An 18,496-nucleotide genomic window follows, 5' to 3' on the forward strand; every position below is an offset into this window, starting at 1 on the left:
GCGAACCTCCTACTTGCGGATGCGCGGATTGATCAGCCCATAGAGCAGATCGACCGCGAGATTGACGAACATGATGACGGCGGCAATCAGCATCAGCCCGCCCTGCACGACGGCGTAGTCGCGCTTGAAGACGCTGTCGACCATCCACTTGCCGATGCCCGGCCAGGAGAAGATCGTCTCCGTCAGGATCGCGCCGGCGAGCAGTACGCCGACCTGAAGGCCGATCGTGGTGATGACGGGGATCATGGCATTGCGCAACGCATGGACGCCGATGACGCGGAAGGGCGACATGCCCTTGGCACGCGCCGTGCGCACATAGTCTTCGCCGAGCACCTCCAGCATGGCCGAGCGCGTCTGGCGCGCGATGACGGCGAGCGGGATGGTGGCCAGCACGATGGTCGGCAGGATGAGATAGGTGACCGCCGACTTGAAGGCGCCGGCCTGGCCGGACAGCAGGCTGTCGATCAGCATGAAGCCGGTGACGGGCGGGAAGAAGTACATCAGCGAAATGCGGCCCGAGACGGGCGTCCAGCCGAGATAGCCGGAGAAGAAGATGATGAGCAGCAGGCCCCACCAGAAGATCGGCATGGAATAGCCGACAAGCGCGGTGCCCATGATGGTCTGGTCGAGCCATGTCCCGCGTTTGACGGCGGCGAGCACGCCGGCGGGAACGCCGAGCAGCACGGCAAGGATGATGGCACAGAGCGACAGCTCCACCGTTGCCGGGAAGAGCTGCATGAAATCGTCGAAGACGGGCCGCTTCGTGACGATGGAGCTGCCAAAATCGCCGGTGACGAGATTGCCGAGGTAATCCAGATACTGGACGTAAAGCGGCCGGTCGAGGCCGAGTTCGTGCATGATCTCCGCATGGCGCTCCGGCGCCATCACGCGCTCGCCCGACATCAGCATCACGGGATCGCCGGGCAGGAGGCGAATGAAGGAGAAGGCAATGATGGAGACCCCGATGAAGGTCGGGATCAGGACGGCAAGCCGTCCGAGAAGAAAGCGAAACATGGAGCCAACATCCCTGTTTTTATGGGAAAAGCCGGCGGCCCGTGTTTGTCGGGCCGCCGGCTCAACACGCTCTTTGCGGCGTGTATGGTGTAAGACCGTCGGTTACTCGGCGATATCGACGCCGTCGAAGCGGTGAACGCCGACCGGGTCCATCTGGTAGCCGGAGACCTTCTTGCTCATCGGAACGGATTCGATGGAATGGTCGATCGTGTTCCACGGCGCCTCGCGCTTGAAGACGACCTGGGCCTCTTCATAGAGCTTGGTGCGTTCGGCAATGTCGGAGGTTTCCTTCGCCTTGGTGACGAGGTCCTCGAATTCCTTGTTGCACCACTGGGCGCGGTTGTTGCCGCCGACCGCATCGCAGCCGAGCAGCGTATCGAGGAAGTTGTCCGGATCGCCGTTGTCGCCCGTCCAGCCGAGAATGACGGCGCCGTCGCGGTCTTTCTCCTTGGAGAGCTTCAGATATTCGGCCCACTCATGGGTGACGATCTCGACCTTGACGCCGATGGCGGCGAGGTCGGCCTGCATGAGTTCGGCCGCGCGGCGGGCGTTCAGCATGTAGGGACGCGATACGGGCATGGCCCAGATCTTCATCGACAGATCCTTGACGCCGGCAGCCTCGAGCGCCTTCTTGGCGGCTTCGGGGTCGTACTTGTCGTCTTCGATCTTGTCGTTATAGGACCACATGGTCGGCGGGATCGGGTTCTTGGCAACCTTGGCGGCGCCCTGGAACACGGCGTCCACGATCGCCTGCTTATTGATCGCCTGGTTCAGCGCCTTGCGCACCTCCGGCTTGTCGAAGGGAGCCTGGGTCGTGTTGTAGGCGAGATAGGCGACGTTCAGGCCTTCCTTCTCGAGAACCGTCAGGTTCGGATCCTTCTTGAGATCCGGCACGTCGGCGGCATTCGGATAGGGCATGATGTGGCATTCGCCGGCCTTCAGCTTCTGGGCGCGAACTGCGGCATCCGGGGTGATGGCGAAGACGAGGTCGTCGATCGGCTGCTTGCCGGCCCAGTAGTCCGGGTTGGCCTTGTAGCGGATCACGGCATCGGCCTGGTAGGCGACGAAGGTGAAGGGACCGGTGCCCAGCGGCTGCTGGTTCATCAGTTCCATCTTGCCGTCGGCCTGCAGCTTGTCGGCATATTCCTTGGAAACGATGGAGGCGAAGTCCATGCCGAGGTTGGCGAGGAAAGGCGCCTCCGGCTTGTTGAGAACGAACTTGACGGTGAGGTCATCCACCTTCTCGATCGACTTCAGAAGCTCCGGCAGGCCCATGCCGGCGAAATACTCCCAGGAGGCGCCGGCGACGTACTTGTTCCAGGCGTTGTCGGCCTTGTACTGGCGCTCGAAGGAGAAGATCACGTCGTCGGCGTTGAGCTCGCGGGTCGGCGTGAAATAGTCGGTCGTCTGGAACTTCACGCCCGGACGCAGCTTGAAGGTGTATTCAAGACCGTCCGGCGAAATGGTCCAGCTTTCGGCCAGGCCCGGCTCGACCTCGGTCGAACCCTTCTTGAATTCGACGAGGCGGTTGTAGACGGTGCGCGAGGAGGCGTCGAAGGTCGTGCCGGCGGTGTAGAGCGCGGAGTCGAAGCCTTCCGGCGATCCTTCCGAGCAGTAGACCAGCGTCTTCGACCAGGCGGTGCCAGCCATCAGTCCCGCGAGAGCCGTCGCGGCAAGGAGAGTGGTGAGCTTCTTCATGAATTGCTTCCCAGTTTGTTCTTGCTTCTTTTGGTTCAGAGCCGGCACAGGTCCCCCTGCTCGGTCAGGCCGGGATGGAACGACATTTGCTGTCGCTTTGCAAGAAGCCGCCCGGCGAAATTTATCCAAGCGGAAAAAATTCACGACAAAGTTAGGGTAGTCTAATTTTCTTTTTTGCCGGACAATTGCCTCCCGGTTTTCTCAGCAATAAGTTCAGGTTCCAAGAAGTAGCCGTTGCCTTACAAATATTGCGCGGTACATTCGATGAAAGGGATGGGAGCGGGAATGACGTGGCAGGTATTCTGAAGAACCACCGCCGGTACGACCTTGAGCGGGATTTGGACAAGGCCCTGAACCGGGTCGATTTCTTCCGCATCTTTCGTGCCATGGCGCTGCGGTACGGCTTCGATCATTTCGGTATCGTTCATTTGACCAATGACAGCGATGCAAGCCTGCTTTCGGGCCGCCTCATCCTGCACGACCTGCCGTCGGGGATGGCGGAGGAATATGACAAGCGGCATCGCTTCAGCGAATCCCTCGTCTACGAGAGCCTGGTGACATCGGCCATTCCATCCATCTGGACGCCATCGGATGCCGGCATGGATGCCGGGCGCAACCTGCTTCGCCAGCTTGGCTTCGACCTGATGATGTGCGTGCCGGTCGCCGCCCCGACATCGGGCAGCCGCTACGGTGTCGTCTATCTCGGCGATCAGGAAGAGCTTGCGCAGGCGCAGGTTGCAGCCCTCTGTTACGAGACGGTCTGCGCCTTCGACTTCTTCTACCGCGTGGCGCTGGCCAGCAAGGCCGGCATGGGGCTGACGCCGCGCGAAACGGAAATTCTCCGCTGGATCTCCTATGGCAAGACCGCCAGCGAGATCGCGCTCATCGTCTCGGTTTCCGAGCATACCGTCAACTCGCACACGGCGACGATCCTGAAGAAGCTCAACGTCGTGAACCGCACGCAGATGGTCGCCAAGGCCATCCGGGAAAGAATCATCCAATGAACCGGCTTCACGGCGCCGCCGGTGTGCGGCATGATCCGGCATCCCGTCCGCGGGCCGCAGGGGATCTGACAAATATCAACTTTAGCTATATCTTTTTCAGAAAAATGAGCAACGATCGGGATTGGACGATACAGATTCCGGACCGGAAACCGCGATGACTGCACACACCCCGAGCACCGACACCCTGATGTCCGATACGATCAAGATCCTGCTCGTCGATGACGATCGCAATGAAGAAGTGATCCTGCGCCGGATCGCGTCGAAGGTGACCACCCATACGATCGAGCTGCATTACAGCGAGACGATCGCCGAGGCTTTGGCCTTCATTCGCGAGAGCAACGACATTCGCCTCGTGCTGATGGACAACAGGCTGATGCCGACGGTCGACTTTCGTGAAAGCGTGCCGGCCCTGCGTCAGGCAGGCTTCATCGGGCCGGTCGGGGTCATCTCGTCATCGCTCGACGATCCCTATTTCCAGGCCTTCGAGGATTATGGCGTCGATTTCCGGATCGACAAATCAGAGCTCGATCCGGCTGCGGTGGAATTTCTCGTGCGGGAATATGTGATCCGGGATTAGGATCGCGACGCGATAAAGAGGCGCGTTCCCGGATTTTGGCCCTAGGCGGCCGTCGTCTGCTTGGCGACGGGCTCATCCAGGCCGAGCAGGAAGTTGATCTGCGGGCGGGCCTTGACGAGATCGTCGATCGAATATTGCTGCAGCACCTCGAAGAAGGCGTTGAGCGCCTTGCGCAGCGCCGAGTTCAGCCCGCAGCTGTCGACCAGCGGGCAATCGATCTCGCCCGATTCGAAGCATTCCGCCATGGCGAAGCTGTCTTCGGTGACCTTGACGACCTGGAACAGGCTGATCTCGGAGGCCGGGCGCGGCAGACGTACGCCGCCATTGCGGCCGCGCACGGTTTCGATGAGGCCGGCCTTGTTGAGCGGCTGCAGGATCTTGAACAGGAAGAGTTCGGAAACGCCGTAGGCCTTGGCGATTTCGGGAACGCGGCTCAGTTTGTCGCCGTTGGCGGCGCAATACATCAGCATCCGCACCGCGTAATTGGTCTGTTTGGTGAGGCGCATCGCTCGCTCCTTGGCCGTCTCGTTCCCTGATATAGGCGCTTCTGCAGTTTGGAACAATTCCAAAAGCGAAATCACTTCTCCTTCAACTCAAGTTTTCCTGTTGACGCCCGGATTGGCCTCCGCTTAAAGATGAGCGCGAAAGTTAGGTTTTATACAAACGGAGAGAGACATGCGGGACACACTGCGCGGATTGAAAGTTTTCGGTCTGGCGGCGCTCTTGGCCAGCGCTGCGGCGCCGGCCTTTGCCGATGGGGAGATCAATATCTATTCCTATCGCCAGCCTGACCTGATCAAGCCGCTGCTCGACGCCTTTACCAAGGACACCGGCATCAAGACGAATGTGCTGTTCCTCGACAAGGGCCTTGTGGAACGCCTGCAGGCCGAGGGTGCCAACTCTCCGGCCGACGTGATCCTGACGGTCGATATCAGCCGTCTGACGGAAGCCAAGGAAGCCGGCGTGACCCAGCCAGTCGTCGGCGATGCCGTGATCGAAAAGGACATTCCGGCCGCCTATCGCGATCCGGAGGGCAACTGGTTCGGCCTGACCACCCGCGGTCGCGTGGTCTACGCTTCCAAGGACCGCGTCGCCCAGAACGACATCACCTATGAGGAACTGGCCGATCCCAAGTGGAAGGGCAAGATCTGCACGCGTGACGGCCAGCACTCCTACAATATCGGTCTCATCTCATCGATGATCGCCCATCACGGCGAAGCGGAGACGGAAAAGTGGCTGACGGGGCTGAAGGAAAACCTCGCCCGCAAGCCCGATGGCGGCGACCGCGACCAGGCCAAGGCGATCTTTGCCGGCGAATGCGACATCGCGCTCGGCAACAGCTACTATGTCGGCCTGATGATGACCAACGACAAGGAACCGGAACAGAAGGACTGGGCCGGCGCCATCAAGGTTCTCTTCCCGAACACCAAGGACCGCGGCACGCACGTGAACGTGTCGGGCATGGCGCTCGCCAAGAACGCGCCGAACAAGGAAAACGCGCTGAAGTTCATGGAATTCCTCGCCTCCGGCGAAGCGCAGAAGATCTACGCCGAGCAGGTGTTCGAATATCCGGTCATGCCGGGCGCCGAACCGTCGGCGATTGTGAAGTCCTTCGGCGAGATCAAGCCGGACAGCCTGCCGCTGGCCGAAATCGCGGCCAACCGCAAGAAGGCCTCCGAACTGGTCGACAAGGTCGGCTACAATGACGGCCCGACGCAGTAAGCGGCGGCATTGCCAGGATCTTCAAGGGCTCCGGAGCGATCCGGGGCCCTTTTCGTTTGTCGAGGCGCGCGAGAGTCTGTCGTGACTGCCGCGGCGCCAGTGCCGAGGCGTGCCTGACGCGCGCATGGCACGTTTGCGCCGACCTGCCAGAAGGCGGGGCTCAATTTGCTCCGCCCGCCCCTTTCGCCAGATCCTCGATGGCCTTCTGGCGCTCCGGTGTGCCAGGGTGGGTGGAGAGGATGCTGGTCTTGCCGGTATCGCCGAGCTTTCGCGAGAGAATGACGAAGAACCGGGCAAGGGCTGCGGGGTCTTTGCCGGCCGCGCGCATCAGGGTCACCGAATAGCGGTCGGCCTCGCTTTCGGCCTCGCGCGAGTAGGACAGCGCAACGAGACCAGCACCCTGCGTCAGCAGATCCTCGACACCCGAGCCGATGTCGCCGGCAATGAGCAGGATGAGCCCGGCCACGCCGGCGGCGCGGTAGAGCTGGCGCAGGCTGTGCTTGAGATCGACATGGCCGATCTCGTGGGCGAGAACGCCGAGCAGCATGTCCTCGTCGCCATCGGCGAGCTTCACCAGCTCATCGGTCATGACGACTGTGCCGTCCGGAAGCGCAAAGGCATTGGGACCGATGGCGCCGCCGTCCCGGAAGTTCAGCGTGTAGCCATCGACACCACGCGCGCCCGCGGCGGCCAGTTGCCGGAAACCGGCCGTCAGGCGCTCGCGCGTGGCGGCGTCGAGCGTCGTCTGGTCGAAGACCGTGCGGTCGAGGGTTTCGAGCGTGCTGGTGGCCATGATTTCCGGCACCACCGGCGGCGTGACGAGGACGGCGAGCTCGACGAGAAGCGGAAGGGCGTAGCGATAGACGGCACCGCCGAGCAGAAAGGTGCCGGCGGCCAGCAGCAGGAGGCGCGGATGGAAGCGCTCCAGCCGGTGGACGAGGCTGACGCCACGCCGGCCGCGGCGTTTCATCAGCGCATCGATGGCATCGTTGTCGGGCGTTTCGAAGATCGAGCCATCCGGGAAGGCGATGCGGCGCGGCAGGCGGCCGATGCGCTCCCAGATTTCCAGACGCGTGAAGGGTGCGGCAGCCAGCGGGGCGACATCGCCCTCGCCGTCCGTCGCACCGACCGCCACGCAGGCAACGCTGTCATCGCCGCCCGCCACAAGGCGCGCCGGCACGGCATGGCTTGAGCCTGCGGCGTGCCAGCTTCCCTGCGCGACCATGCCCGCCTCAGAAGCCAAAATCGAAGCCTTCGAAGGAGACGAACTCGGCACCGACGGCATTGCCGTCCTTTTCGAGCGGCGCCATTACGTCGCCCACCGGTCCGTTGAAGCGCACCGCGGTATGTTCGTAGGTGTAGCGCGCCAACCGCACGGCCGCCCAGGGCCGGAAGAAGCCAAGCGTCAGGATCGTCAGGATGACGTTGCTGATTGCCACCCAGGCATAGCCGAAGCGGGGCATGTCGCTGTGGATCTGGTGGCCACCTTCCATGGTGGTCGCCGACCAGACGACGTTGCGCACGCCGGCGCGGTAGACGAGGCTCGCAACGCCGAAGGTCACGAAGATCGCGATGTAGGCGAAGATGACCGTGCCGATCAGCGACATCTGCATGTCCGCCGGAAGCGTCCCGTCACCGTCGATCGCCGCAATCACCAGGGCGGAATTCAGGAAGGCGCCGGCGGCCAGGATGGCGAGGCCGAGCAGCACGATCAGCGCCGAGACGAGCCACGTGCCGTAGATCGGCCCCAGCGGCGGCTCCGTCGTGAAGCTCTTGTTGCCCCAGCGCAGGTTGTTGCCGACGTAGCGGCCCACCCAGCGGCTGGCGACGGGCGCCAGAATACCAAGTGTCAGCACCGCAATGACCGGGCCGACCAGGAAGGCAAGGAACGCGCCGCCGACGCCGCCGACGAAATTGAAGCGCACGTTGCGATAGCTGGTGACGCGGGCGGAGAAACGCAGGCCGCGCATGACGAGCCAGGGCAGCGCCACCAGGATCAGCAGGCCGAGCACGAGGCCGGCGATCGGAAAGACCGACAGGGCAAGGTTGTAGATGATGAAGTAGCCGAAGACGATGAGCCGGCCGATGAGGATCTGTCCGCCGCGGGCGTGGTATTCGAAGCCGCGGCCGAGCAGCATGGTGTTGCCGTAGAAGTAGCGGTTTCGGCGCACCTTGGCCCAAGCCGAGTAGATGCCGATCGTGACGATGGTCAGCAAGATGTTGACGATCCAGATGCCGAAATATTCCTTGCCGCTTCCCGTGAAGGATAGCCGGTGAAACGCTTCTGTCGGACTGGTTGCGGCCACGGGCTGCTCAGCGCTGTCTACGACGGTCATGGGGTACTCCTGTCTTTCCGGTCTCGACGGCATCGGCGAAGACGGTCGGGATACCGGCTTTGCCCATGCATTCAGCCGCGAACCTTCAATGATCCTTAAACAGGGGTCAAGCCATGCCATCCATCGGATTGACAACGAAAAAGGGGCGCGCCGGCAGCGCACCCCTTCCGATTGCAACCAAATCCGGCCGGATCGCCGGACCGATTTCACTTCATGGTCGGCATGACGAATTCAGCACCGGACTTGATGCCCGAGGGCCAGCGCGAGGTGACCGTCTTGGTGCGGGTCCAGAACTTGATCGAATCCGTGCCGTGCTGGTTGAGGTCGCCAAAGGAGGAGGACTTCCAGCCGCCGAAGGAATGGTAGGCGAGCGGAACCGGGATCGGCACGTTGACGCCGACCATGCCGATGTTGATGCGGCTGGCGAAATCGCGGGCGGCATCGCCGTCGCGGGTGTAGATGGCAACGCCATTGCCGTATTCGTGCTTCATCGGCAGGTCGAGCGCTTCTTCATAGTTCTTGGCACGGACGACGGAGAGGACCGGGCCGAAGATTTCGGTCTTGTAGATGTCCATCTCGGGCGTCACGTGATCGAACAGGCAGCCGCCGACGAAGAAGCCGTCCTCATAGCCCTGCAGCGAGAAATTGCGGCCATCGACCAGGAGCTTTGCGCCTTCCTCGACGCCGCGGTCGATGAGGCTCTTGATGCGGGTCTGGGCTTCCTTCGTAACGACCGGGCCCATGTCGGCCTTTTCGTCGGTGTAGGGTCCGACGCGCAGGCTCTCCACCATCGGGATCAGCTTTTCGACGAGGCGGTTTGCGGTTTCCTCACCGACGGGAACAGCGACCGAGATCGCCATGCAGCGCTCGCCGGCCGAGCCGTAGCCCGCACCCATGAGCGCGTTGGCGGCCTGGTCGAGATCGGCATCGGGCATGATGATCATGTGGTTCTTGGCGCCGCCGAAGCACTGCGCGCGCTTGCCGTTCATGGCCGCCGTTCCGTAGACGTAGCGGGCAATCGGCGTGGAACCGACGAAGGAGATCGCCCCGATATCCGGGTGGGTCAGCAGGCCGTCCACGGCGCTTTTGTCGCCGTTGATGACGTTGAGCACGCCTTCCGGCAGGCCAGCCTCGATCATCAGTTCAGCCAGACGCAGCGGCACGGACGGATCACGCTCGGAGGGCTTGAGGATGAAGGCGTTGCCGCAGGCAATGGCGGGCGCGAACATCCACATCGGGATCATGGCCGGGAAGTTGAAGGGCGTGATGCCCGCGCCGATGCCGACCGGCTGGCGGATCGAATACATGTCGATGTTCGGGCCGGCGCCTTCGGTGAACTCGCTCTTGGCGAGATGCGGAATGCCGATGACGAATTCGCAGACTTCCAGGCCGCGCACGATGTCGCCCTTGGCGTCCTCGATGGTCTTGCCGTGCTCGCGCGACAGCATTTCGGCCAGCGGCTCCATGTTTTCGTTCAGCAGCTGGACGAACTTCATGAAGACACGCGCACGGCGCTGCGGGTTCATGGCTGCCCACTTCGGCTGCGCGGCCTTTGCGCTGGCGACGGCGGCCGCAATCTCGGCATCCGAGGCGAGCGCGACGGTTGCCTGGACCTCGCCGGTGGCGGGATTGAAGACATTGGCCGTGCGGCCGCTGGTGCCGGCGACGCGCTTGCCGTCGATGAAATGACCGAGTTCGTACATGGGGTGCCTCCCTTTTGTGATGGCGGCAGTATGCGCTTTTATTTGCACAGGACAATGCGATGATTTACGCATCCGTTGTGCATGAATTGATGTTCAGGAGGTGCAGGATGTCGGGAAACTTCGGGTGCGGCTTTACCCCCCTCTGCCCTGCCGGGCATCTCCCCCGCACGGGGGGAGATCGGCTGGAGGAACCGTTGTGCGCAACCTGGCTTGCCTCGGTTGAGAAGACCGTCAATTGGTCGGGCATCCGCTGATGGACTGGGACAATGTGCGCATCTTTCTTGCGGTGGCCCGCAGCGGGCAACTTCTGTCCGCCTCGCGCCGGCTGGGGCTGAACCACGCCACCCTGTCGCGCCGCATGTCGGCGCTGGAGGAGCAGCTCGGCACCCGCCTCATCATTCGCCGCACCAATGGCTGTGACCTGACGCCGGAGGGGGAGGTTTTTCTTGCGGCGGCCGAGCGAATGGAGGCGGAGATGCTGGCCGCGCAGGCGAGCATCGGGCGGGTTGATGCGGCGGTGGCCGGCACGGTGCGCATCGGCGCGCCGGACGGCTTCGGCGTGTCCTTCCTGGCACCGCGGCTCGGACGGCTGACGGCGCGTTATCCGGAGCTGAAGATCCAGCTCGTGCCGGTGCCCCGCTCCTTCTCGCTGTCGCAACGCGAGGCCGACATCGCCATTACGCTGGAGCGGCCCGAACAGGGTCGGCTCGTTTCCTCCAAGCTCGTGGACTACACGCTCGGCCTCTATGCGTCTGCCGACTATCTTGCCGAAGCCGGGCGGCCAGAGACGATAGAGGCGCTGAAGAGCCACCGGCGGATCGGCTATGTGGAAGACCTGATCTTCACGCCCTCCCTCGACTTTTCATCCGAGGTGCTGCGCAGCTGGAATGCCGGTTTCGAGATTTCGAGCGCGACGGGCCAGACGGAGGCTGTGCGCTCCGGCGCCGGCATCGGCATCCTGCACAACTACATCGCAAAGGGCGTGCCCGAACTGGTACGGCTTCTGCCGGACATCACCATTCGCCGCGCCTACTGGACGACCTACCACGAAAGCGCCCGCGATCTGGTGCGTGTGCGCGCCGTCGCCAGCTTCCTGCACGAGCTCATCGCCGAGGCCGGCAGCATGTTCGACTGAAGCCCGCACCGCGCGCGGTCAATGCTCCGGCAGACAACAGGCTCGGGCAAGGCATCCGCCTTAGGGTTGTCACGCCAGAAGCCCGGAGTCCGTCTCGCGCGGGGATGATCTTCGTGCCCTGGCGGCGTTCGAAGGCCAGCGATGCGCATCGCGCCGGATCGGACGCCAGGGCCCGGCGGCAGGACGCTGCAAGCGGGCATCGCACAGTCGAGGATGTCGCGCATGAGCTCAACCATCTCTTCCCTGAGCACGGCCCAGATCCGGTCGCTCTCCACGGCGGCCGTTCAGGCTTGGACCACAGAAGATGTGTCGCAGCTCTCCACGGGACAGGTCAATGTGCTCTCGTCGGCGCAGATCGCGGCTCTCGATGTCGAGGACGTCAACGTCCTTTCCAGCCAGCAGCTTCGCGCCATCGCGCAGGGTTCGATCGTCGGCCTCACCCTCGACCAGATCGCGGTCCTCGACGGTCTCGACATCCAGAGCTTCAGCTCCGAACAGGTCGCGGCGCTGACGGCCGGGCAGCTGCAAGGCTTTTCCACCGTGCAGGCAGAGGCGCTGCAGCCGGGCCAGATCCGCACCATGTCGGCAAGCCAGCTGAGTGCCCTGGGGCCGCAGGACGTTGCGACCTTTTCGACCGATGACATCGCCGCGCTCGGAAGCCGCAACATTTCCGGTCTTTCGGCCAGCAGCCTGGCGACGCTGACCAGCGACAAGATTGCGGCGCTGAGCACGGGCGCGATTGCCGGGCTGACGCCGACGCAGCTTGCATCGCTGACCACGGCGCAGGTTCAGGCCCTTACCGCAAACCAGATCCGCGCGCTGCGCGCGCAGCAGCTTGCCGTGATGCCCGACGGGCTGGTGACGGCCTTTACGGAGACGCAGGTCGCAGCCATCTCGACGGAAGCCATCACGGCCCTGTCGGCGAGCGCGATTGCCGGCATGTCGACGGCGCAAACGGCAGCGCTCAATGCCTCCCAGGTTCGTCTGCTGAACACGCCGCAGATCGCAGCCCTCGGACCGGAAGACCTCGCGGTCTTCCTGCCGGAAGAGATCGGCGCATTCCGAAGCAACCTGCTGGGAGCACTGACCACCGCCGCTCTCAGCGCGCTCACCAGCGCGCAGGTGGCCGCTCTCCCCACGGCCGGCATTCCCAGCATGACGGCGACGCAGTTTGCCGCCTTCTCCACCGCGCAGGCGGAGGCGTTGAGCAGTGCCCAGGTGCGCAACCTGAACTCGCAGCATCTTGCAGCCCTCGGCGCGGCGCGGATCTCCACCTTCTCCACGGACGACATTTCGGCCATCAACCGCTTCGCTGTGGTCGGCGTGAGTGCCGAAACCTTCGCCTCGCTGTCGCCGCAGCAGATCGCCTCGTTCAACACGTCGGTGATCCCCTCTCTCAGCAGCGGCCAGATTGCGGCTCTGTCCTCGACGCAGGTCGCGGCCCTTACGCCCGCCCAGCTGCGGCTGTTCGATGCCGAGCATGTCACCGCGCTCGGAACGGCGAATATACTGGCCCTCTCCACGTCGCAGGTCGCATCGCTTTCGTCCATCGGCATGAGCGGGCTTACGACCGACCAGATCGGGGCGCTTACGACCGCCCAGATCGAGGCCCTTACGCCCGTGCAGGTTCGCGCGCTGAGCGCGGGACAGATCGCGGCATTCGGAACGGACGATCTGGCGGTTCTCTCGGCAGCCGATGCGGCCGCGATCAGTTCGGTGGCCATTCCGGGCCTGACGACGACCGCGATCGCCTCTCTCTCGCTCGAACAGATCTCGTCGCTGTCGAGTGCAGCGATCTTCACCTTGAACTCGACGCAGCTGCAGGCCCTGACGACGGCGCAGGCAGAGGCGCTGACGGCCTCGCAGGTGCGCGTGCTGACATCGAAGCAGCTTAGCGCACTCGGCCCGGAGCGGGTCGCCGCCTTCTCGACGGCCGACATGGCCGCGCTCGCGTCCAGCGCCACGGACGGCCTGACGACGGACATACTCGGCGCGCTCTCTCCGGGCCAGGTGGCCGCGCTCAACCTCAGCGTCGTCCCGCTTCTGAAGTCGGCGCAGCTTGCCAGCCTCTCGACATCGCAGATCGCCGCCCTGACCGCCTCCCAGGTTCGTGCCCTCGTCGAAAGCCAGACGGCGGCGCTGAGCCTGGAGCAGGTCGCGGCGCTGACCACCACGCAGATCGCATCGATGAGCACCCGCGGCCTTGCCGGCCTGACGGCCGACCAGATCGAAGAGCTTTCGACGACGCAGGTCGCGTCTTTCACCTCGACACAGATCGCCGCGCTGACCGCCACGCAGATGGGCGCACTCAACGGGGATGACCTCGCGACCTTTTCGCTGGCCCATATCATGGCGATCTCGGCAAGTGCGGTGAAGGGCCTTTCGCCCGAGGTGCTCGCCACGCTTTCGACGGACAAGATCGCCGTCCTCAATACGCGCGCCGTCAATGCACTGACGAACGAGCAGATCGAGGCACTGACCCTTGATCAGGTAACGGCACTGACGGCGGCACAGGTCGGCGCCATGGGCTCGACCCAGCTTTCGGTCTTTACGCCGGATGACATTGCGACCTTTGCGACCGAAGACATGGCAGCGCTTGCGCGCGGTTCCATCGGTGGCCTGTCGACCGCCGTGATCGCAGCCCTGACGACGGCGCAGGTTGCCGCGCTGTCCACGGCGGGTGCGGCCGGGCTGACAAGCGAACAGATCAACCGCTTGAGCACGACTCAGTTCGCCGCCTTCAACAGCAAACAGATCGCAGCCCTCGGCGTCGGTCAGGTCGGCGGGATCAGCACGGACAATGTGGCCGGGCTCGACAGCGACAAGCTCACGGCCATCACGACCGTGGCCATACCCGGACTGACGACGGAGCAGATCGCAACGCTGTCCACGGCGCAGGTCGGACAGTTGACCGCCAAGCAGGTCGCCGCGCTGACCTCCAGCCAGATCAGCGCGCTGACCAGCGCCAGCATCGCCGCCCTCTCCACAGCCCAGATCGCAGCGCTGACTTCTGCCGGCATCTCCGGGCTGACGACGAGCCAGATCAGGCTTCTGTCGTCCACGCAGGTCGAGGCGCTGGCAAGCGGGCAGATCGCGGCGCTCAGCGCCGACCAGATCAGTGCGCTCGATACGGACGATATCCGCGTCTTCACCACACGGGAAATCGCAGCCATCGGCTCGAGCGCGATCTCCGGCCTGTCGACCAGCGTTCTTGCCGCGATGACGGCGGCGGAGCTTCAGGCGCTGAATGCCGCAAGCCTGCCGCAGCTCACGAATGCCCAGATCGAGGCGCTGTCCACCACCCAGGTTTCGACGCTGACGACCAAACAGGTGGCAGCACTGACCGCGACGCAAATCGCCGCGCTCGGCACGGATGACGTTGCATCGCTGACCGCCGCGCAGACCGCCGCCCTTTCCACGGGAGCCGTGACGGCACTCTCCACCCGGCAGATCGACGTGCTCGGCAGCCAGCAGCTGCAGGCGCTGACCACGGGCCAGATCGCCGCCCTGACAGCCTCTCAGGTCTCTGCACTCGATACCGCGGACCTTGCGGCGCTTTCGACGCGCGCGATCGCCGCGCTCACGCCGGATGCGATCGGCGGGCTTTCGACGGGCGTTATTGCGAGCCTTTCGAGCGAGCAGATCGCCGCGATTTCGACCAACGCGCTCGCCGCGCTCGGCACCCGGCAGATGGATGCGATGACGACCGATCAGGTCAGGGCGCTGACAACCCGGCAGATGGCGGCGCTGACGGGCGCGCAGGTCGGGGCATTTGGCACCAACGACCTTGCCGCGCTTTCGACCGCTCAGGTCGCCTCCCTCGGCACGGCAGGCATTTCCGGACTGACCACGCGCCAGCTCACGGCGCTGTCGAGCGACCAGATGCGGGCGCTGACCCCGACGCAGGTGGCAGCGCTGAGCGCCACGCAGATCGGCGTTCTTGATGCATCCGCCCTGGCGACGTTCTCGACCGCCGATCTGGCGGCGCTCAATGCGGATGCGATTTCCAGCATGCCGACGGCGACGATCGCAACGCTGACCACAGCGCAGATCAACGCGCTCGGCACGGCATCCATCGCCAAGCTCAGCACGGCACAGGTCGCCGCCCTGACGACCGGACAGGTCGAAGCGCTGACGACGACGCAGATCCGCGCCCTGAGTTCGGCACAGCTGTCGGCGCTCGGCGCCGACGACATCGCCACATTCCAGATGGCCGAGATCGCGGCCATCAGCGCGGATGCGATCGTCGGGCTTTCCACCGAGGTCATCGCCTCGCTGTCCAGTGCCCATATCGGTGCCCTCTCCACGCAGGGGATTGCAGGGCTGACATCCCGCCAGGTGGGTGCGCTGACAACCGGACAGGTTGCGGCGCTGACACGCGATCAGATCGGCGCCTTCGGCTCGCGCCATGTCGCCGCGCTCGGAACCGACGACATCGCAGCACTCTCCGCCATCAAGATCGCGGCGCTCTCAACGGACGGCATTGCCGGGCTGAGCACGACGCAGGTCAACGCGCTGTCGGCCGAGCAGGTCGAGGCGCTGACGGCCGCGCAGATCGGGGCGCTCAGCTCGCGCCAGATCGGCGTTCTGACCAGCGACGACATCGCGACCTTCACCACGGCAGAGATCGCGGCCATCAGCTCTGCGGCCATACCGGGCCTTTCGGCGAGCGTGCTGGCCGTTCTCAGCTCCGAGCAGATGAGCGCGCTCAGCAGTGCGGCTCTGGCCGGCCTTTCCACCGCGCAGGTCAGCGCACTCGGATCGGCCTCGATCTCCGCGCTGTCGACGGCACAGATCGCCGCGCTCAGCTCGCGCCAGGTGCTGGCGCTTGGCAGCGACGGCATTGCAGCGCTCTCCACCGCCCAGGTGGCAGCCCTGACACCGGCCGGGATCGCGGGGCTTTCGACGGCCCAGATCAACACCATGTCGTCCCTGCAGATGGGTGCACTGACGCCTGCGCAGGTGGCAGCCCTTTCGTCGTCGCAGATGGCCGCCCTCGAAATCAACGACATCGCGGTCTTCGCGATGGACGATCTTGCGGCGATCAGCTCGTCGGCCGTTTCGGGACTGGCGACCGGCGTGATCGCAGCGCTGTCGGCCGATCAGGTCAATGCGCTCGGGACGCTCGCCATCTCGGGCCTGACGAGCGACCAGATCGCTGCGCTCTCCACCCTGCAGATTGCCGCCCTTTCCACCCGGCAGGTGGCTGCGCTTACATCGCGGCAGGTCGCCGCCCTCGGCATGGACGACATTGCCACGCTGTCCACGGCACAGGTGGCGGCGCTTGATTCCGGCGCCGTTCGCGGGCTGGGCACACAGGCCCTGCAGACGCTGACGACCGCACAGGCAGAGGCGCTGACGGCCGGGCAGATCGCCTCGCTGACATCGACCCAGATGGCAGCGCTCGGAGCGGATGACCTCGATACGTTCTCCACGGCCGACATCGCCGCCATCACGGCCTCCGCCATTGCCGGTATCTCCACGGACGCGCTTGCCGCACTCACCGCCGACCAGATCGCTGCCTTCAGCGCGTCCGGGATCGGCGGCCTCTCCACGACCCAGATTGCCGCACTTTCCGCCGACCAGATCGGCCACCTGACGAGCAGCCAGGTGGCGGCGCTGACTGCGCGACAGGTGGCCGCGTTGTCGAGCGGCGACCTTGCCGCGCTGCGCACCAGCCAGATCGCCTCGCTGAGCACCGCTGCCATAGCGGGCCTGTCTTCCGACCAGATGGCGCTCCTGTCCTTCGACCAGGTGGAAGCCCTGACGAGCACGCAGGTGGCAAACCTCACCTCCAGCCAGATCGCGGCGCTGGCATCGAACAAGCTTGACCTGTTTTCGACGGCCGATCTTGCCGCCATCAGCTCCTCCGCGATCCTTGGGCTTTCCAGCGCAACGCTCGCCAGCCTGACGACACGGCAGATCGCCGCGCTCAGCGGCGCGGCGGTGGGCGGGATGACGACGGCACAGATCGCAGCGCTCAGCCCCGATCAGGTCGACGCCTTCTCGACGGCGCAGATTTCGGCGCTGTCCTCCCGTCAGATCGCCGCCCTTGGGACGGCCCAGCTCGAAACCTTCTCGACGGCGGATATCGCAGCGATCAGTTCGCTGGCGATTACCGGCCTTTCCACGGACAAGATCGCAGCGTTTACGCCGGACCAGATCGGCGCGCTGTCGGCGAACGGCATTTCGGGCCTGTCGACGGCACAGATTGCGGCTCTTTCCAGCGATCAGATCCGGGCGCTGTCGACGGCGCAGGTCGCAGGGCTTACGGCGCAGCAACTGGCGGCCCTCGGTACGGACGACATCGCTGCGCTGACGACGTCGCAGGTGGCCGCGCTCAGCACCAAGGCGGTCGGCGCGCTTACGAGCGCCCAGATCACCGCCATGCGTGCCGACCAGATCGACGCCTTCACGACCACGCAGATCGCAGCCCTCACCTCCTCTGCGCTCTCCGGTCTCGAAGCGGATGATCTGCGAACCTTCTCCACCGCAGACCTCGCGGCCCTCGGCTCTGCGGGAGTCTCCGGACTGCCGACGAATTTCCTCGCAGGCCTTTCGGCAACGGAAATCCAGTCGCTCGGTTCGGCCGCGATCAGCGGGCTGACCAGTCAGCAGGTGGCCGCGCTGCGGCTCGACCAGATCGCGGCCTTCACGACCAGCCAGATCGCGGCGCTCAGTGCCGACGGCGTCGCGGGCCTGCAGGCCGAGGACATGACGACGATCTCCCTCGCCGAGCTGGCGCTGATCAAGCCTGCGGCGCTGCGCGGACTTTCCACCGGCATCGTGGCGTCGCTGACCACCGAGCAGATCGGCGGTCTCTCGGCGGAGCAGATCGCGGCGCTCGGCTACAATCAGGTGCTCGCGATGACGACGGCGCAGATCGGCGCGCTCTCGGTCACGCAGATCGGCGCGATGACGGCCATCCAGTCGGCCGCGCTCGGCACCGACGACATCGCCCTGCTCTCGACGGAAAAGATCGCGGCGCTTTCGACCAGCGCCGTCTCGGGCCTCACCACGCTTGCCGTCGCGGGGCTGAGCACCGACCAGGCCAAGGCGCTGACCCCGGCGCAGGTGAATGCCATGACCTCGGCGCAGGTCGCGGCGCTGGAGGACGAGGATCTTGCCACCTTCTCCGCCGAGGACGTGGCCTCCTTCAGCCGATCGGGGCTCGAGGGCATATCGACCGCCGACATTTCCCGCCTGTCGCGGGATCAGCTGGGCGCGCTGATGGACCACCAGATGGGCAATCTCAACCCCGACCAGATCGCCGCCGTCATCAACGCCTTCCTCAATGCGTAAGAGAA

The 18,496-nt window shown here is 64.6% G+C and carries 11 protein-coding genes; 5 read left to right on the top strand and 6 right to left on the bottom strand.

Features of this window, described 5'->3' with window-relative positions:
• Positions 1-9: 9 nt before the first annotated feature.
• Positions 10-1,014 (bottom strand): ABC transporter permease subunit, encoded by a 1,005-nt coding sequence (locus tag ACED18_RS15800; protein ID WP_377293941.1) that lies wholly within the window; start codon positions 1,012-1,014, stop codon positions 10-12.
• 102 nt (positions 1,015-1,116) lie between these two features.
• Positions 1,117-2,712 (bottom strand): ABC transporter substrate-binding protein, encoded by a 1,596-nt coding sequence (locus tag ACED18_RS15805; protein WP_377293943.1) that lies wholly within the window; start codon positions 2,710-2,712, stop codon positions 1,117-1,119.
• Positions 2,713-3,002: 290 nt separating this feature from the next.
• On the opposite strand from ACED18_RS15805, the gene ACED18_RS15810 reads away from it, so the two are divergent.
• Positions 3,003-3,716, top strand: a complete 714-nt coding sequence (locus ACED18_RS15810; RefSeq protein WP_377293945.1) for a LuxR C-terminal-related transcriptional regulator — start codon at positions 3,003-3,005, stop codon at positions 3,714-3,716.
• 154 nt (positions 3,717-3,870) lie between these two features.
• Positions 3,871-4,293: a hypothetical protein gene (locus ACED18_RS15815; protein WP_377293947.1), complete on the top strand. Its 423-nt coding sequence runs from the start codon at positions 3,871-3,873 to the stop codon at positions 4,291-4,293.
• 41 nt (positions 4,294-4,334) lie between these two features.
• Here ACED18_RS15815 and rirA read toward each other — a convergent pair whose 3' ends face one another.
• Complete coding sequence (gene rirA / locus ACED18_RS15820) at positions 4,335-4,799, bottom strand: iron-responsive transcriptional regulator RirA (RefSeq protein ID WP_377293949.1); 465 nt, start codon at positions 4,797-4,799, stop codon at positions 4,335-4,337.
• Between the two features lie 169 nt (positions 4,800-4,968).
• On the opposite strand from rirA, the gene ACED18_RS15825 reads away from it, so the two are divergent.
• Positions 4,969-6,015 (top strand): Fe(3+) ABC transporter substrate-binding protein, encoded by a 1,047-nt coding sequence (locus ACED18_RS15825; protein WP_377293951.1) that lies wholly within the window; start codon positions 4,969-4,971, stop codon positions 6,013-6,015.
• A gap of 160 nt (positions 6,016-6,175) precedes the next feature.
• Here ACED18_RS15825 and ACED18_RS15830 read toward each other — a convergent pair whose 3' ends face one another.
• The 3 genes from ACED18_RS15830 to ACED18_RS15840 all read right to left on the bottom strand — a co-directional run bounded on the left by ACED18_RS15830 (position 6,176) and on the right by ACED18_RS15840 (position 10,054).
• Positions 6,176-7,258, bottom strand: a complete 1,083-nt coding sequence (locus ACED18_RS15830) for a M48 family metallopeptidase (protein ID WP_377293953.1) — start codon at positions 7,256-7,258, stop codon at positions 6,176-6,178.
• Positions 7,248-8,351, bottom strand: a complete 1,104-nt coding sequence (locus tag ACED18_RS15835; RefSeq protein ID WP_377293955.1) for a YjgN family protein — start codon at positions 8,349-8,351, stop codon at positions 7,248-7,250. Before ACED18_RS15835 ends, ACED18_RS15830 begins: the two co-directional genes overlap by 11 nt.
• 206 nt (positions 8,352-8,557) lie before the next feature.
• On the bottom strand, positions 8,558-10,054 hold the full coding sequence (locus ACED18_RS15840) for a CoA-acylating methylmalonate-semialdehyde dehydrogenase (protein ID WP_377293956.1): 1,497 nt from the start codon (positions 10,052-10,054) through the stop codon (positions 8,558-8,560).
• Between the two features lie 253 nt (positions 10,055-10,307).
• Between ACED18_RS15840 and ACED18_RS15845 the strand changes: the two genes are divergently transcribed.
• Both ACED18_RS15845 and ACED18_RS15850 read left to right on the top strand, forming a co-directional pair.
• Positions 10,308-11,189, top strand: coding sequence for a LysR family transcriptional regulator (locus ACED18_RS15845; protein ID WP_377294214.1), 882 nt, complete (start codon positions 10,308-10,310; stop codon positions 11,187-11,189).
• 222 nt (positions 11,190-11,411) lie between these two features.
• A complete protein-coding gene (locus ACED18_RS15850) occupies positions 11,412-18,491 on the top strand; it encodes a beta strand repeat-containing protein (RefSeq protein WP_377293958.1) in 7,080 nt (2,359 codons plus the stop codon).
• Positions 18,492-18,496: the final 5 nt, after the last annotated feature.

Source organism: Rhizobium sp. SG2393 (assembly GCF_042610495.1).
In the GTDB taxonomy this organism is placed as follows: Bacteria; Pseudomonadota; Alphaproteobacteria; order Rhizobiales; family Rhizobiaceae; genus RU20A.

Excerpts from the sequence above, each read along its gene's own strand:
- ACED18_RS15815 (WP_377293947.1), top strand. The coding sequence starts at position 3,871 with ATGACTGCACACACCCCGAGCACCGACACCCTGATGTCCGATACGATC.
- ACED18_RS15840 (WP_377293956.1), bottom strand. The coding sequence starts at position 10,054 with ATGTACGAACTCGGTCATTTCATCGACGGCAAGCGCGTCGCCGGCACC.
- ACED18_RS15845 (WP_377294214.1), top strand. The coding sequence starts at position 10,308 with ATGGACTGGGACAATGTGCGCATCTTTCTTGCGGTGGCCCGCAGCGGG.
- ACED18_RS15825 (WP_377293951.1), top strand. The coding sequence starts at position 4,969 with ATGCGGGACACACTGCGCGGATTGAAAGTTTTCGGTCTGGCGGCGCTC.
- ACED18_RS15835 (WP_377293955.1), bottom strand. The coding sequence starts at position 8,351 with ATGACCGTCGTAGACAGCGCTGAGCAGCCCGTGGCCGCAACCAGTCCG.
- ACED18_RS15805 (WP_377293943.1), bottom strand. The coding sequence starts at position 2,712 with ATGAAGAAGCTCACCACTCTCCTTGCCGCGACGGCTCTCGCGGGACTG.
- ACED18_RS15850 (WP_377293958.1), top strand. The coding sequence starts at position 11,412 with ATGAGCTCAACCATCTCTTCCCTGAGCACGGCCCAGATCCGGTCGCTC.
- ACED18_RS15800 (WP_377293941.1), bottom strand. The coding sequence starts at position 1,014 with ATGTTTCGCTTTCTTCTCGGACGGCTTGCCGTCCTGATCCCGACCTTC.
- rirA (WP_377293949.1), bottom strand. The coding sequence starts at position 4,799 with ATGCGCCTCACCAAACAGACCAATTACGCGGTGCGGATGCTGATGTAT.